12 protein-coding genes and 1 tRNA gene are annotated in these 15,090 nt (G+C 32.6%); 8 read left to right on the forward strand and 5 right to left on the reverse strand.

Annotated elements, in window-relative coordinates:
• Positions 1-8 precede the first annotated feature (8 nt).
• From Q0820_RS10715 to Q0820_RS10725, 3 genes are all read left to right on the forward strand, one after another.
• Positions 9-770, forward strand: a complete 762-nt coding sequence (locus tag Q0820_RS10715) for an SDR family NAD(P)-dependent oxidoreductase (protein WP_298487634.1) — start codon at positions 9-11, stop codon at positions 768-770.
• Positions 771-1,051: 281 nt separating this feature from the next.
• Positions 1,052-2,278: a 6-phosphofructokinase gene (locus tag Q0820_RS10720; protein WP_298487635.1), complete on the forward strand. Its 1,227-nt coding sequence runs from the start codon at positions 1,052-1,054 to the stop codon at positions 2,276-2,278.
• A gap of 30 nt (positions 2,279-2,308) precedes the next feature.
• Complete coding sequence (locus Q0820_RS10725) at positions 2,309-3,583, forward strand: Nramp family divalent metal transporter (protein WP_298487636.1); 1,275 nt, start codon at positions 2,309-2,311, stop codon at positions 3,581-3,583.
• Here Q0820_RS10725 and Q0820_RS10730 read toward each other — a convergent pair.
• Positions 3,580-5,673 carry a thioredoxin domain-containing protein gene (locus tag Q0820_RS10730; RefSeq protein ID WP_298487637.1) on the reverse strand — a complete coding sequence of 698 codons (2,094 nt, stop codon included), beginning with the start codon at positions 5,671-5,673 and terminating at the stop codon, positions 3,580-3,582. The genes Q0820_RS10725 and Q0820_RS10730 overlap by 4 nt on opposite strands.
• Positions 5,674-5,919: 246 nt before the next feature.
• Positions 5,920-5,992 (reverse strand) — tRNA-Met (locus tag Q0820_RS10735).
• 184 nt (positions 5,993-6,176) lie between these two features.
• Between Q0820_RS10735 and Q0820_RS10740 the strand changes: the two genes are divergently transcribed.
• The 5 genes from Q0820_RS10740 (at position 6,177) to Q0820_RS10760 (ending at position 13,264) form a co-directional block, all read left to right on the forward strand.
• Positions 6,177-7,541 (forward strand): sodium:alanine symporter family protein, encoded by a 1,365-nt coding sequence (locus Q0820_RS10740; RefSeq protein WP_298487638.1) that lies wholly within the window; start codon positions 6,177-6,179, stop codon positions 7,539-7,541.
• Positions 7,528-8,415: a GTPase Era gene (gene era, locus Q0820_RS10745; RefSeq protein WP_298487639.1), complete on the forward strand. Its 888-nt coding sequence runs from the start codon at positions 7,528-7,530 to the stop codon at positions 8,413-8,415. Before Q0820_RS10740 ends, era begins: the two co-directional genes overlap by 14 nt.
• 90 nt (positions 8,416-8,505) lie before the next feature.
• Positions 8,506-10,029 carry a choice-of-anchor I family protein gene (locus Q0820_RS10750; protein ID WP_298487640.1) on the forward strand — a complete coding sequence of 508 codons (1,524 nt, stop codon included), beginning with the start codon at positions 8,506-8,508 and terminating at the stop codon, positions 10,027-10,029.
• Between the two features lie 141 nt (positions 10,030-10,170).
• Positions 10,171-11,475 carry a ribosome biogenesis GTPase Der gene (gene der, locus Q0820_RS10755; RefSeq protein WP_298487641.1) on the forward strand — a complete coding sequence of 435 codons (1,305 nt, stop codon included), beginning with the start codon at positions 10,171-10,173 and terminating at the stop codon, positions 11,473-11,475.
• 589 nt (positions 11,476-12,064) lie between these two features.
• Entirely contained in the window at positions 12,065-13,264 is a 1,200-nt protein-coding gene (locus Q0820_RS10760; protein ID WP_298487642.1) for a DUF6786 family protein, read from the forward strand.
• 8 nt (positions 13,265-13,272) lie between these two features.
• Here Q0820_RS10760 and Q0820_RS10765 read toward each other — a convergent pair whose 3' ends face one another.
• From Q0820_RS10765 to Q0820_RS10775, 3 genes are read right to left on the reverse strand one after another with little or no spacing between them, the layout of a single operon-like run.
• Positions 13,273-14,064 carry a YgcG family protein gene (locus Q0820_RS10765; protein WP_298487643.1) on the reverse strand — a complete coding sequence of 264 codons (792 nt, stop codon included), beginning with the start codon at positions 14,062-14,064 and terminating at the stop codon, positions 13,273-13,275.
• Entirely contained in the window at positions 14,045-14,482 is a 438-nt protein-coding gene (locus Q0820_RS10770; protein WP_298487644.1) for a TPM domain-containing protein, read from the reverse strand. Before Q0820_RS10770 ends, Q0820_RS10765 begins: the two co-directional genes overlap by 20 nt.
• Before the next feature lie 5 nt (positions 14,483-14,487).
• A complete protein-coding gene (locus Q0820_RS10775) occupies positions 14,488-15,087 on the reverse strand; it encodes a LemA family protein (protein ID WP_298487645.1) in 600 nt (199 codons plus the stop codon).
• Between the last annotated feature and the right edge of the window lie 3 nt (positions 15,088-15,090).

Consider the following 15,090-nt stretch of genomic DNA (forward strand, 5'->3'; position numbering starts at 1 on the left):
AGATAAAGATGAGTAGAAAAGGAAAAGTTGCAGTTGTTACAGGTGCTACAGGAGGTATAGGATTTGAAGTAGCAAAAAGGTTAGGAAAAGATGGATATATTGTAGTTTTAAATGGAATACAAGACGGAGAAGGAGCAAAAAGAGTAGAGCAACTTACAGCGGAAGGTATTACTGCAGAGTATTTTGGATTTGATGTTACTAGTGATGAGGCTGTGACTTCAAACATTACCGCAATAGGAGAAAAATATGGAAGAATAGATGTTCTTGTAAATAATGCAGGAGGTCTAGGAGGTAGATCTAGATTTGAAGAAATGACAACAGATTTTTACAGATTTGTAATGGCATTAAATTTAGATTCTGTGTTCTTTGCATCTAGAGCGGCAATTCCTTTTCTTAAAAAAGGTGAGCACCCTTCTATAATTAATTATACTTCAAATGCAGGATGGACAGCAGGCGGTCCGGGAGCAGGAATTTATGGAACATCTAAAGCTGGTGTACATGCAATAACAAGAGCATTAGCTAAAGATTTAGCAGAATATGGTATTAGAGTAAACGCAGTATCTCCGGGTACAATAGATACTCCTTTCCATGCGCAAATTAAAGCTACAAAACCAGAAGTTTTTGCTTCTTGGGCAAATAATATTATGTTAGGTAGATTAGGACAACCAGAAGATGTAGCTGGTGTTATTTCTTTCTTAGCAAGTAAAGATGCATCATTTATTACCGCAGAAACTATCCAAATTGGAGGAGGTCAGGCATTAGGAATATAGTACACGAAACACATTCCCCCGCTAAATTATAATTAGGCGTTAATGTGTAGTAAAGAGGCGCTTAATTATTCTATTTATGATTAAAAATATAGATACAATTTTGTAGTAAAAACTTAAGTGTATATACCTACTTAATTAGTAATAGTTTTTTATTTATAGCAGGAATTAATGAAGGCTTAGCCTTTAGTTAATAATTGGTTTTATAATTTTAATTGTTAAGAAATTGGCAATGCGACATCTCGTATTGCCAATTCTTTTAAACAGCCTAATTAGTAGTTAAAATGGGAAATGATAAAAAATCTATCATTATTATTTGCGGTGGCGGACCCGCGCCAGGAATTAATTCTGTAATTAGTACAGTTGCTAAATCATTCTTAAAAGATGGGTATAGGGTTTTAGGATTACATGAAGGTTTTAAAGGCCTTTTTAGTGAAAATCCAAAAATTAAAGAGTTTGACTTTGATCATGCTGATAGAATTTTTAGTAGAGGAGGGTCAACCTTAATTATGAGTAGGTTTAAGCCTAAGAATGAAGAACTAAATACACAATTATTTTTAAAAAATAACGTAGAATTGTTGGTTAGTATAGGAGGGGATGATACTGCTTCTACAGCAAATAGAATAACGTCTTTTTTAGAAAAAGAAAACATTTCTATTTCTAACATACATGTACCTAAAACAATAGATAATGATTTGCCATTACCAGATAGGAATCCAACTTTTGGATTTCACTCTGCTAAAGATGAAGGTGTGCGTATAGGTAATACAACATATGAAGATGCAAGAACAAGTCAAAACTGGTTTGTAATGTGTGCTATGGGGAGGTCTGCTGGTCATTTGGCTTTTGGGATTGCTACAAGTTGCCATTTTCCAATGTTAATAATACCAGAAATGTTTAAAGAAGGACAAATTACTTTAGAAAAAGTAGTTAATCTTTTGGTATCTACAATTGTAAAGCGAAAATCTAAAAATATAAATTACGGTGTGGCAATGATTAGTGAAGGAGTTTTTCATAACATGCCAAAAGCAGAACTAGATAAGATAGGAATAGAATTTACATATGATGATCACGGGCATCCAGAATTAGGTAATGTTAGTAAATCACATATATTTAATATGCTACTTCAGAAAAAATTAGAAGAACTTCAATTACAAGTAAAAACAAGACCTGTAGAGTTAGGATATGAGCTTCGTTGCTGTAGACCAATTGGTTTTGATTTAACGCTATGTACACTTTTAGGTTTAGGAGTTAAAAAGCTGTTTGATGAAGGAATAAGCGGTTGCATGGTAACGGCAAATTCTAGAGGAGAAATAGCACCTCTTTACCTTACAGATATACAAAATGAAGAAGGGAAAATTGAACCAAGGTTGGTTAATGTTAAATCTGAATTTGCAAATTTATGCTTTCAAAATTTAGATTATATAACAGAAGAAGATTATACAACGGCTTCAAAATATGTAAAAAAACCCTCTGCATATGACTTTAACAAAATAGTGACTATAGGCTAATTTTTTTTATAATGATCTAAAAAACAAATTATGGATAACTCTGCAACTAAGAATTCGCTTTTAAAGAAAATATTAGGATTTATTTTAGCTTTTGGACCTGGAATATTTGCTATTGGTTATACTATAGGTACAGGTAGCGTAACTTCTATGATTGTTGCAGGAAGCACATATGGAATGCAGCTTTTATGGGTGCTTTTACTTAGTTGTGTTTTCTCTGGCTTGTTAATGTATGCTTATGGAAATTATGCTTTAATCTCAGGAGAAACTGCCTTATACAGTTTTAAAAAACATATTAAAGGGGGAAAGTTTATTGCTATATTTATTATTCTAGGAATAACATTTGGTCAATGGAATTCTTTAATGGGTATTCTAGGTATATCTGCAAATATTATTTATGAAATATTTTATATCTATTTTCCGCAAATAGAGGGGTATAAATACGAAACTGTTTTAGCAATAGCAGTAGTTGTAATAGGTATTATGTATTCTCTTTTATTAGTTGGTAAATACACTTTTTTTGAGAAAATACTTGTAGTTTTTGTTACTATAATGGGCCTTTCTTTTTTGGTTTCTTTATTCATGGTTTATCCATTGCCAATAGAGGTTGTTCAGGGACTTGTTCCTTCCATACCACAGGTAGAAGGAGGTAAAATGATGGTTGCAGCGTTTGTAGGTACCACTATGGCAGCAGCAACGTTTTTATCAAGGCCATTATTTATAAAAGGAAAAGGATGGACAATTAAAAATAGAGGGCAGCAAAAGAAAGATGCAATAACAGCTGCAATATTGGTATTTCTTATTAGTGGAGCAGTAATGGCAGTTGCTAGCGGAGCTTTATTTCATGAAGGAAAACCGGTAGTTAGGGTTTTAGATATGGTAAATACTTTAGAACCAGTTGCAGGTAAATTTGCACTTACTCTTTTCTTTTTTGGAACTTTAAGTGCAGGACTTTCTTCTATTTTTCCATGCCTTTTAATAGCACCAATACTATTGGCAGATTATCAATCTGGAGAATTAGATACGAAGTCTAAACAGTTTAAAATTATTACCGCTCTAGCATGTTTATTTGCATTAATAGTACCAGTTTTTGGAGCTAATCCAATACAAATGCAAATACTATCTCAAGTATTTAATGTGTTTGTGTTACCAATGGTAATTATAGGAATATTATTAATCCTAAACAATAGGACAGTTATGAAAGGACATAAGACAAGCATTTGGATAAAAGCAGGGTTATGGCTTGCTCTTATTTTTGCCTGCGTTGTTTCTTATAATGGGGTTTTAGGAATACTAGAGCTTTTTTAAAACCCATTTAGTTGTTCTATAGCTTCGTCTGCAGTTGCAACGGGTAGTTTACAAGAATTATCCCTACATACATAAATATAAGTGCCATCTGCAGTGTAGCGTCCTTCAAATAAAGGAAGTTTACTGTCTTCGGTACTTCCTACAAGGAGAGTGTTAGGAATATAAGTATTATGTATTTCTTTAGATAATTTTTTTGCATTTGTCCCTACTACAGCTATCTCATAATACGTATAAGTAGTATTTAATAAAACAGAATTCCACCTAGCGTAACTAGAAGCATTAGGAGTAATCATTGGTAACATTGCAGCTACCATAGATTTAGATTTTTCTATAAAAGTCTTATCATAATTTATATGCCCTAATCTTAAAAGGTTTTGAGCCATTATAGCATTAGGAGACGGTATTACGCCGTCATTAGTTTTAATTATTTGCGCAATTAAATCTTTGTTTTCATTATAACGATACATTCCAGAAGCAGTATCATTAAAACTTGTCATTGCTTTTGTATTAAGACTATTTGCTAGGTCTAGATGTTTGGTATCTAAAGAAGCGCTATATAAATTTATTAAAGCATCTACCATGAAAGAATAATCTTCTAAGAACCCTTTAGATTGCTTTGAATTTTCTTTGTAAGAATGTCTTAATTCATTATTAGTAAGGCTAAATTTTTTGATAGATTTTAAAGTGTTTTTAGCATGATCTAAAAAAGAAGCGTCACCAAACGCTTTATAAGCATCAACAAAACCAGAAATTAATAAAGCATTCCATGAAGTAATAATTTTGTCATCTAACCTTGGTGGAACTCTTTTTGTTCTTTCTTTTAAAAGAAGTGTTTTCCATTGTTCTTTAGATTCTTGTAATGTACTATTTACAAGTTTGTTTTTAGAACAAAACTCAGCATCTGTAATAGTTCTATGTAAAACATAATTTTGGTGTTCCCAAATGTTTTCTGGTTCTATAGTAAAGTAAGATTTAAACAAATCAAATTCATTACCAAGCGTTTGCTCTAATTCTTCTTTTTTCCAAACGTAATATTTTCCTTCTTCCCCTTCGCTATCGGCATCTATAGCAGCATAATACCCGCCATTAGGGTTTTTCATATCGCGTTCTATAAAAGAAATAGTAGTGTAAACAATTTCTTTATAAATAGGTTCTTTAAAAATGCTATATGCTTTAGCGTAAATACTAATAAGTTGTGCATTATCATAAAGCATTTTTTCAAAATGTGGAACTTTCCAATTTGGGTCTGTACTATATCTATAAAACCCACCACCTACAAAATCATAAATACCACCATAGGCTATTTTATTTAATGTGTTTTTAATATGTTTTTTAACATCAGTATCCCCTGTTAAAATTGCATAATCGAGTAAAAAATTAAGATTGCTAGGAAGCATAAATTTTTGCTGCAATTGGTCTCCTCCATTTTCGGTGTCCCATGAGTTGCTCCAGTTTTTAACACTTTCATTTACAGCTTCTTTTGTAAGGGTTTCGTAATTGTTAGAAGGGGTTATTAAGTTAGCTTCTTGAATACCTTGTGCAACCATATCTGCATATTCGTTGGCTTTTTTAGGGTCGTTTTTATATAAGGAACTTACTTTTTCTAAAACCTGTGACCATTCCTCTTTAGTATGGTATGTACCTCCATAAATAGGTTTTCCATTAGGTAAGGTAATAACATTTAAAGGCCAGCCTCCGCTACCTTTTATAAGCTGTAGAGCAGTCATATATACTTGGTCTACATCGGGTCTTTCTTCTCTATCTACTTTAATGTTGATGAAATTTTTATTCATTATTTCTGCAACACTTTCATCCTCAAACGATTCTTTTTCCATAACATGACACCAATGGCAAGAAGAATAACCAATGCTAACAAGAACCAGTTTGTCCTCTTTTTTAGCGTCTTCAAGAGCAGTATTACTCCAACCCCTCCAATTAACAGGATTATGTGCATGTTGTAATAGATAGGGGCTGGTTTCTTCTATTAGGGAGTTGGTAAACTTGTGTTCCGAAGCTTGTTTTTTCTCTTCTTTACAAGAAAAAAAGAGGAAACAAAAGAAAAGGGTATATAGTATGGACTTAAAATGCATAATGATATTTATAAGAGACTAAAAATACAATATATATATGGAAGCAAAATAATATTTTAATTGCCTTAGAAATAATATATTTTTTAATCATAAAAGATATGTGAATGATATGTTTTTATCATTAAGCAATTAAAGAAAAAATATTTTTGATGAATTCACTTAAATTTTCCAGAGTATAATATTTTACTTTAGGATGGGAAAAGGATATAAAAAAAGCCTCTCAGTTTCCTGAAAGGCTTTTGGTAGTAGCGGGAACAGGACTCGAACCTGTGACCTTCGGGTTATGAGCCCGACGAGCTACCTACTGCTCTATCCCGCGATGTGCGTTTCCAAAACTATCAACTTTGCTTTAAAAGCACTCAGTTCATAATGCTGACTGATTTATTTTGGACTGCAAATATACAATGCTTTTTGTTTACTATCAAAATAAAAACACATATTTATTTTACTGCCATCCGTTTTAAAATTCCTAAATTACCCAATCTTTAAGATTACCGTTATTTATGAATTATTTAAACGATTTATTGTCATCCATTCTACCATACACAGAGTGGCCTATGTTTATTCTCTTAATAGGCGGAGGACTTTTTCTATTTTTCTATTCTAAGTTTGTTCCTTTTCGTTTTTTTGGGCATGCCATTGCAATAACTGCTGGTAAATATGATGATAAAAATGCAAAAGGAGATGTTAGTTCTTTTCAGGCATTATCTGCAGCAGTTGCTGCTACTGTTGGATTAGGGAATATTTCTGGCGTTGCCATTGCTATTCATGATGGTGGCCCTGGCGTAGTTTTCTGGATTTGGATTACAGCACTTTTAGGTATGGGGATAAAATTTTATTCCTGTAGTTTATCTATCATGTTTAGAGGTAAGGATTCTGATGGTAAAATGCAGGGCGGTCCTATGTATTATATTACAGAAGGTTTGGGTAAAAAGGCAAAGCCACTGGCAGTGTTTTTTGCAATTTGTGGGTTATTTGGTTTTTTAGGTGTTTTTACTGCAAATCAGTTCACAGAGACATTTATGAGTGTAATAAACCCATCAGAAACGGTATATGCTATGGAAAATGAAAGTTGGAAATGGGCAATAGGTGTTTTTTTAGCGGTAATTACTTCATTTGTAATATTTGGAGGACTCACAAAAATTGCGAAGGTGGCATCTGCAATTGTACCTTTTATGGTATTTGTTTATTTAGTTGCAGTAATCGTAGTAATGGTTTTAAACTCTAGCCAAATAGTACCATCTTTAAAATTGATATTTACAGAAGCTTGGAATTTTAAAACCATTGTTACTGGAGGTTTTTGGGGATTAGTTATTATTGGGGTTCGTAGAGCTATGTTTTCTAACGAAGCAGGTTTAGGAAGCGCACCAATGTATCATGGGCAATCTAAAACGGATAACCCTATTAAAGAAGGATTAGTAGCTATGTTAGGCCCGTTTATAGATACCATTTTGGTATGTACCTTTACTGCGATAGTAATTATATTAAGCGGCGCATATTTAGAAGATATGAGTGGTATTGTTATGACCTTAGAGGCATTTAGACGAACACTTTTTGGTTATGGGGACGATTTGTTAATGATAATTGTATCTGCCTTTGCCCTTTCTACCTTATTTACCTATTCCTATTACGGTGTAAAATCACTTTCTTTCTTAACAAACGCACGAATAGGTAAATTATATAATGTCTACTTTGTTATAATGATTATTTTTGCCGCAGTAGCTTCTTTAGATTTAGTAAAGAATTTAATAGACCTTTCTTACGCTTTAATGGTAATACCAAATATGATAGCAGTATTGTTATTAGCCCCGAAAGTAAATAAAGCTGCAAAAGCATATTTTAAAAAGTTAAAGAATGACAGAGCATAAAGCCGGATTTGTAAATATTATTGGTAATCCTAATGTGGGGAAATCTACATTAATGAATGCTTTTGTAGGGGAAAAGTTATCCATAATTACCTCTAAAGCCCAAACTACAAGACATCGTATTTTGGGTATAGTGAATGGAGATGATTTTCAGGTGATTTTATCGGATACTCCTGGGATAATTAAACCAGCATATGAGTTGCAAACTTCTATGATGGATTTTGTAAAATCTGCTTTTGAAGATGCTGATGTCTTAATATATATGGTAGAAATTGGAGAAAAGGCTTTAAAAGATGAAAAGTTTTTTGATAAAATAAAAAGTTCTAAGATCCCTGTTTTATTACTATTAAATAAGATTGATGTTACAGAACAAGAAATAATAGAAGAACAGGTGCAGTATTGGCAAGCACAGCTGCCAACGGTAGAGATTCATTTAATATCGGCACTTCAGAATTTTAATGTTACTGGTGTTTTTGAACGTATTATAGAGTTGCTACCAGCTTCTCCAGCCTATTATCCTAAAGATCAGTTAACAGACAAACCAGAACGTTTTTTTGTAAATGAAACTATTCGTGAGAAAATATTAATACATTATAAAAAAGAGATTCCATACTCTGTAGAAATAGAAACCGAGGAATTTTTTGAAGATGAAGATATTATTCGCATGCGTGCTGTAATTATGGTAGAGAGAGATTCTCAAAAAGGTATTATTATAGGGCACAAGGGAAGTGCATTAAAAAGAGTAGGAGTAGAGTCTCGCAAAGACTTAGAAAAATTCTTTGGAAAACAAGTACATTTAGAATTGTATGTAAAAGTAAATAAGAATTGGCGTAGCGATTCTAGACAGCTGAAACGTTTTGGTTACAATAAGAACTAATTAGTAACCATAGGATATACTTTTCTTTACTTTAGAATTAAGTAGGATGTTCATTTTTGTTGGCTAATAATAATCAACGAAACACCAAAAATGAAAAAATCACTTATTCTAGCGGCTTCAATGGCCCTAATTTTTAGTTCATGCATTAATGATGACAATACGGACTTTGATGGCGATAAAGATATTGATGTATCTGCATTAACCTTTACAAAATTAAGCACTTCTATTAATGGTGCAGGAGACGAAGGCTTTTCAGAAATTAGTGCATTTGATTCCAAAACTAATAAGCTATTTGTAGTAAACCCAAATGAACAAGAAATATCTGTTTGGGATATATCTAACCCATCTGCAACAGTAAAAGTAACTTCTATACCGTTAACAGGAACACCAAATAGTGTTGCAACTATGAATGGATTGTTGGCAGTTGCTGTAGAAAATGACCCAAAACAATTAAATGGACAAATAGTTACTTTTAATACAGAAACACAAGAGCAGGAAAACATTTATGATGCAGGAGCTTTACCAGATATGGTAACTTTTAGCCCAGATGGTAAATATATTATTTCTGCAAATGAAGGGGAGCCAAATGATGCATATACTGTAGATCCAGAAGGTTCTATTTCTATAATTAATGTAGAAAAAAATGAAATAAACACCTTGTTTTTTGGAGCATTTAATGGGCAAACAATAGGAAATGGATTTCGTGTTTTTGGACCAGGAGCATCTTTTAGCGAAGATGTAGAGCCAGAATATGTAGCCGTTTCAGAAGATAGTAAGTTTGCTTACATTACATTACAAGAGAATAATGGTATTGCAGTAGTAGATTTACAAGCAATGGCAATAACAAATATATATGGTTTAGGTGTAAAAGATTTTTCTCTTCCAGAAAATACTATGGATGCTAGTAATAAAGATGATATTGTTGGTAATTTTAAAAACTGGCCAGTTTTAAGCTTTTATATGCCAGATGCTATTACATATGCAAAAATTAACAAATCGGAATACATAATTACAGCTAACGAAGGAGATTCTAGAGATTATGATGGGTTTTCTGAAGAAGAAAGAGTTAAAGATTTAACTTTAGATGCAACTGTTTTTCCTAACGCAGCAGAATTACAATTAGACGAAAATTTAGGGCGTTTAAAAATCACAACAGCTAATGGGGATACTGATGGCGATGGAGATTTTGACCAAATTTATGGTTACGGTGGTCGTTCTTTTACGATATGGGATACTGCAGGATCAAAAATATATGACAGCGGTGATCAAATTGGGAAAAAAACATTGGAATTAAATCCAGAGCTTTTTAATAATGATGAAGGAGATGTAGATGATCGTAGCGATGATAAAGGAGCAGAGCCAGAATCTGTTACTACTTTAAAAATAGGAAATAGCACCTTACTTTTTGTTGGATTAGAAAGAACAGGAGGAGTAATGGTTTACGACATAACAACGCCAACTGCACCGGTTTTTGTAAACTGGTTATATAACGCAGAAGATATTGCTCCAGAAGGATTATTAGTTATTCCTAGTGAGCAAAGCCCAACTAAAGAAAATTTATTAGTAGTAACTAATGAAGTGTCTAATACGATTACTATTTACGAAATTAAATAAGTTATTATTATATTTTATAAAATCTCAAAATTTACATATTAATGTAAATTTTGAGATTTTTGTATATAAGAAATCTATCAACATATTATTCTTATCTTTTATTTAAGTATTAGCACTACCTTTGTGGCTTAATTTTATATTATGAGTGCTATTGTTGCTATTGTAGGGAGGCCAAATGTTGGAAAATCTACATTTTTTAATCGTTTAATCCAAAGAAGAGAAGCTATTGTAGATGCTGTTAGTGGTGTTACAAGAGACCGTCATTATGGAAAGAGCGACTGGAACGGAAAAGAGTTTTCTTTAATAGATACAGGGGGTTATGTTGTTGGTAGCGACGATATTTTTGAACAAGAAATAGATAAGCAAGTAGAGCTTGCTATAGAAGAAGCCGATGCTATAATTTTTATGGTAGATGTAGAATCTGGTGTTACAGGAATGGATGAGGATGTTTCCAAGTTACTTAGAAGAGTAAATAAACCAGTATTTTTAGCAGTTAATAAGGTAGATAATGCTATGCGTGCAGAAGACGCTGTAGAATTTTATAATCTTGGGTTAGGAGATTTTTATACGCTTTCTAGTATAAATGGTAGTGGTTCAGGGGAACTTTTAGATGCAATTGTAGAAGTCCTTCCAGAAGTAGAAGAAGAGAAAAGTGAGCTTCCTAGGTTTGCAGTTGTTGGTAGGCCAAATGCAGGAAAATCTTCGTTTATAAATGCATTAATTGGAGAAGACCGTTATATAGTGACTGATATTGCTGGCACAACCAGAGATAGTATAGATACTAAATATAATCGTTTTGGGTTTGAATTTAATTTAGTAGATACAGCAGGTATTCGCCGTAAGGCAAAAGTTAAAGAAGATTTAGAGTTTTATTCAGTAATGCGTTCTGTAAGAGCTATAGAACATAGTGACGTTTGTTTGTTGTTGTTAGATGCCACTCGTGGTTTTGATGGGCAGGTAGAAAATATTTTCTGGTTGGCGCAAAGAAATAATAAGGGTATTGTAATCTTGGTAAATAAATGGGACTTAGTAGAAGACAAGGAGACAAATACCATAAAGCATTATACAGATAAAATTAAGAAAGCAATTGAGCCTTTTACAGATGTTCCAATTTTATTTATATCCGTATTAACTAAGCAACGTATTTTTAAAGCTATAGAAACCGCTGTGGAAGTCTATAATAATAGAAACATAAAGATACCTACACGTAAGTTTAATGATACGATGTTGCCTATTATAGAGAATTATCCACCGCCAGCATATAAAGGTAAGTTTGTGAAGATTAAATTTTGTATGCAACTGCCAACGCCATATCCGCAATTTGCATTCTTTTGTAATTTACCGCAATATGTTCGCGAGCCATATAAGCGTTATTTAGAGAATAAATTAAGAGAAAACTTTAATTTTTCTGGAGTTCCTATTAGTGTGTTTATGCGTAAAAAATAAAAAAACATAGTTTTTTTAAGTCGCTTTTGGGGCGTTTCTTTTATTTATTAGTCGGTAAAGTGTTGTTTTTTAGTGATTTGTGTAAATTTAGATGTTTCTGTACATAGAAGAAAAAATACCGCTCAGCGGATATTTCACAATCCATCGAATATTTTATGCGTTGCTCGAATCTTAAGTCCAAATATTCCACACTTCTCGTTTTACTAATAAACCCAAGTATTATGGATGATAAATCTACTTTTAATGATTACTTAGTTTATTCGTATTGTGCTTTTTGTATTTTATGGGGAGCATACTTAGTATTTTTTGCGGACTAACAATTTTGGAAAACATACCCTTGAGGCTTAGTAGGTCTCAAGGGATAAATCCACTGCCTAAAAAAAGAAAGAAATAGAGTATATTTTGGAATTTTGTTAATCAATCAATTCCCTTGTTGAATGCTTAAATCTTTGTTACTTCCTTTTAAATATAGCGTAATTAGAATTTGGGCAATGGAATTAATGAAAATTTTTTAATGTAGAAAATTAACGAATAACCTGTATTTGTTTTACATTTAGATACTAATAACGGATTCTATTAATTTCTGAATATGGGTAAATTTGTAAATTGTCTTTTGTGTATAATTTTTTTTATTACTAATAGCGCATGTAATAATCCTGATGTTTATGCAATACCTACTTTTGCTGAAGATTTAGAAGTTATAAACTCGGTTACTTCTCCTGTTATTTTAAAAGATGGAGAAAGGCAAATAGTTGTTTCAAGTGACTTTCAGGGGAGAGTATTTACAAGTACGTCTCAGGGTTTAAACGGGATGAGCAATGGCTGGTTTAATAAAAAGATTTTACTTAGTGATAGTGTTCTTGTAAATAGAAGTAAACTAGGAGGAGAAGGTAGAATATGGTTTGGTCCAGATCAAGGGCCAAATACTATTTTTTTTGATATTGATAAAGTTTCTGGGGAACAAAAACATGCCGCGCCAAAAGACTTAGACACATTATCATTTAAAATTGTACAGCAATCTTCAATGGCTGTTACATTACAGAATAAATTACGAATTAAGAATTTAAAAGGGTTTCAGTTTTTTATTGATGTAAAAAGAAATATAGAAATACTAAAGGAAGATTACGTAGCAGATTTTTTGGGAGATAGTTTTTTTAATGAATTGTCTTTTGTTGGTTATAAAACCAATACAAAAATGACAAATGTTGGTGAGCAGGATTGGTCTAAAGAATCTGGGCTTATTTCTTTGTGGGATTTAGGGTGCTACCATCCAACACCAAAAACAACGGTAATTATTCCTTTAAAAGAAAATCCAGAAAATGCTACAGTTTATTTTACAGAAATTGATAGTTCAAGAATTGTAATTAAAAACAATTTTCTTTTTTATAAGGCAGATGCAAATTATTTAAATAAAATTGGAACTCTTGCAGAGTATACATTACCTTATTTTGGTAGTTACAGTCCAGAATTAAACTCTTTAACCATTGTAAAATTTAGTTTTAATTCTTTAGATAAAGAGTATGTAAATGCACACCCAGTAAATGTGGAAAATCAATATAGGGGAGATGTTATAAATGTTTTTAATGATGGTGTTTGGAACAATGTAGGTCCTTTTGGTCCTTTTTATGAATTAGAGACATCATCTCCTGCCAAAGAATTAAAAGTAGGAGAGAGTATAAGTCATTTTCAAGAAGTATATCATTTTAATGGTTCGGAAGCTGAGCTTAATAAAATTTCCGAAAAAATATTTGGGATAAAATTAAAAACAGTACAAGACGCTTTACCTTAGAAGGGGTTTTACCATCCACCAGACGCGCCGCCGCCGCCAAAGCCGCCGCCGCCAAAACCACCACTGAATCCACCTCCACCTCCGAAGCCACCGCTTCCAAAGCCTCCACTAGAAGAGCCGCCACGTCCCATATTACTTAGAATAATAATATCTCTAAAGTCTAATCCAGAACCTCGTTTGCCACCTTTGTTGTTATGATTATTTCCTTTTCTATTCCATAAGATTATTAGAATAATAAAGAAAATAATAAATGGTAAAAAGGCCTCAAATGGTATCCCTTCGTTAAAAGTTCTATCTTCTGTAAATTCTCCGTTTAAGACTTTTATAATTGCATCGGTGCCTTTATTGAGTCCGCCATAGTAATCATTTTGTTTAAATTTAGGAATAATTACGGTTTCTATAATTCTGCGAGACATGGCATCGGTTAAAGAGCCTTCTAAACCATAACCTGTATTTATAGCAATTTTACGGTCGTCTCTAGCAAGCAATACTAATACGCCATTATCTTTTCCTTTTTGACCAATTCCCCATTTTTGTCCCCAATTTGCTCCTAAGTAGGTTATATTTTCACCTTTGGTAGAACTAATTATAGCAACTACTATTTGTGTTGAGGTACTATCTGCGTATTGGGTAAGTTTTCTGGTAAGTATTTTGTTTTGAGATTCAGATAACAGACCAATATAGTCATAAACACTAGTTTGGTTTTGTTTACCAGGTTTTTCTGGAATATTAAATTGCGCTTGTGAAATAGTCCAAAAGCATAAGAAAAGAAGAAGAAAACTACCCTTTAGATATTTCATTACTTAATTCATTAGTGTCGCCATGTAGCCATGGAAAATGTTCTTCTAGCTCTTTACCAGCTTTTAAAACACCATTAATAATTCCTTCTTTAAAGTTACCGGCAACAAAATCTTTACGTATACCTTCTTTGGTAGCATCCCAAAAGTTGTTGGGTACAACTTTGTCTATACCTTTATCACCGTAAATTGCAAATTTTCGGTCATTAACAGCAATGTAAAGAAGTACTCCATTTTCTTGTTTGGTATTATCCATTTTAAGAAAATGAAAAACTTCTTTAGCTCTATCTAATAAGTCTAATCGAGAGTGTGCTTCAATGTGTACACGAATTTCACCAGAAGTATTTTTCTCTGCTTTAATTATAGCATCTACAATTTCTTGCTCTTCTTCTGCTGTTAAAAATTCTTCTACTCTAGACATTAATTTTATTTAAAATCAAAGTTAACATCAGGAGCTTCTTCAGAGCCAGCTTCGGCTTTAAAGTATGCTAGTTCATCAAAATTAAATATACCAGCTAAAATAGATCCAGGGAATTTCTTGATCAAAACATTGTACGGTTCTACAGTTGCATTAAAACGGTCTCTTGCAACATTAATTCTATTTTCAGTACCTTCTAACTGTGACTGTAATTCTAAAAAGTTTTGGTTTGCTTTTAAATCGGGGTAACGCTCTACCGTAACTAAAAGGCTTTTTAAAGCACCGCTAAGACCACCCTGAACTTTATTAAATTGCGCAAGTTGCTCTGGCGTTATATTTGTTGGGTCTATAGATACAGATGTAGCTTTTGCTCTTGCCTCTATAACATCGGTTAAGGTTCCACGTTCAAAATCTGCTGCGCCTTGTACTGTTTTTACTAAATTACCAATAAGATCATTCCTTCTTTGGTAAGCACTTTCTACATTTGCCCATGTTTTAGTAGAGGTTTCTTTTAGTTGTACAGCGGTATTGTTAAAGCCTACTGCCCATTGGTAAATTCCAAATGCTAATACTCCAAGTACTAGTAAAGCAATTAATCCTTTTTTCATAAT

Source organism: uncultured Maribacter sp. (genome assembly GCF_947495965.1).
Taxonomy (GTDB): Bacteria; Bacteroidota; Bacteroidia; order Flavobacteriales; family Flavobacteriaceae; genus Maribacter_B.

Coding starts and splice junctions, on each gene's coding strand:
- Q0820_RS10715 (WP_298487634.1), top strand. CDS start 9: ATGAGTAGAAAAGGAAAAGTTGCAGTTGTTACAGGTGCTACAGGAGGT.
- Q0820_RS10720 (WP_298487635.1), top strand. CDS start 1,052: ATGGGAAATGATAAAAAATCTATCATTATTATTTGCGGTGGCGGACCC.
- Q0820_RS10725 (WP_298487636.1), top strand. CDS start 2,309: ATGGATAACTCTGCAACTAAGAATTCGCTTTTAAAGAAAATATTAGGA.
- Q0820_RS10730 (WP_298487637.1), bottom strand. CDS start 5,673: ATGCATTTTAAGTCCATACTATATACCCTTTTCTTTTGTTTCCTCTTT.
- Q0820_RS10740 (WP_298487638.1), top strand. CDS start 6,177: ATGAATTATTTAAACGATTTATTGTCATCCATTCTACCATACACAGAG.
- era (WP_298487639.1), top strand. CDS start 7,528: ATGACAGAGCATAAAGCCGGATTTGTAAATATTATTGGTAATCCTAAT.
- Q0820_RS10750 (WP_298487640.1), top strand. CDS start 8,506: ATGAAAAAATCACTTATTCTAGCGGCTTCAATGGCCCTAATTTTTAGT.
- der (WP_298487641.1), top strand. CDS start 10,171: ATGAGTGCTATTGTTGCTATTGTAGGGAGGCCAAATGTTGGAAAATCT.
- Q0820_RS10760 (WP_298487642.1), top strand. CDS start 12,065: ATGGGTAAATTTGTAAATTGTCTTTTGTGTATAATTTTTTTTATTACT.
- Q0820_RS10765 (WP_298487643.1), bottom strand. CDS start 14,064: ATGAAATATCTAAAGGGTAGTTTTCTTCTTCTTTTCTTATGCTTTTGG.
- Q0820_RS10770 (WP_298487644.1), bottom strand. CDS start 14,482: ATGTCTAGAGTAGAAGAATTTTTAACAGCAGAAGAAGAGCAAGAAATT.
- Q0820_RS10775 (WP_298487645.1), bottom strand. CDS start 15,087: ATGAAAAAAGGATTAATTGCTTTACTAGTACTTGGAGTATTAGCATTT.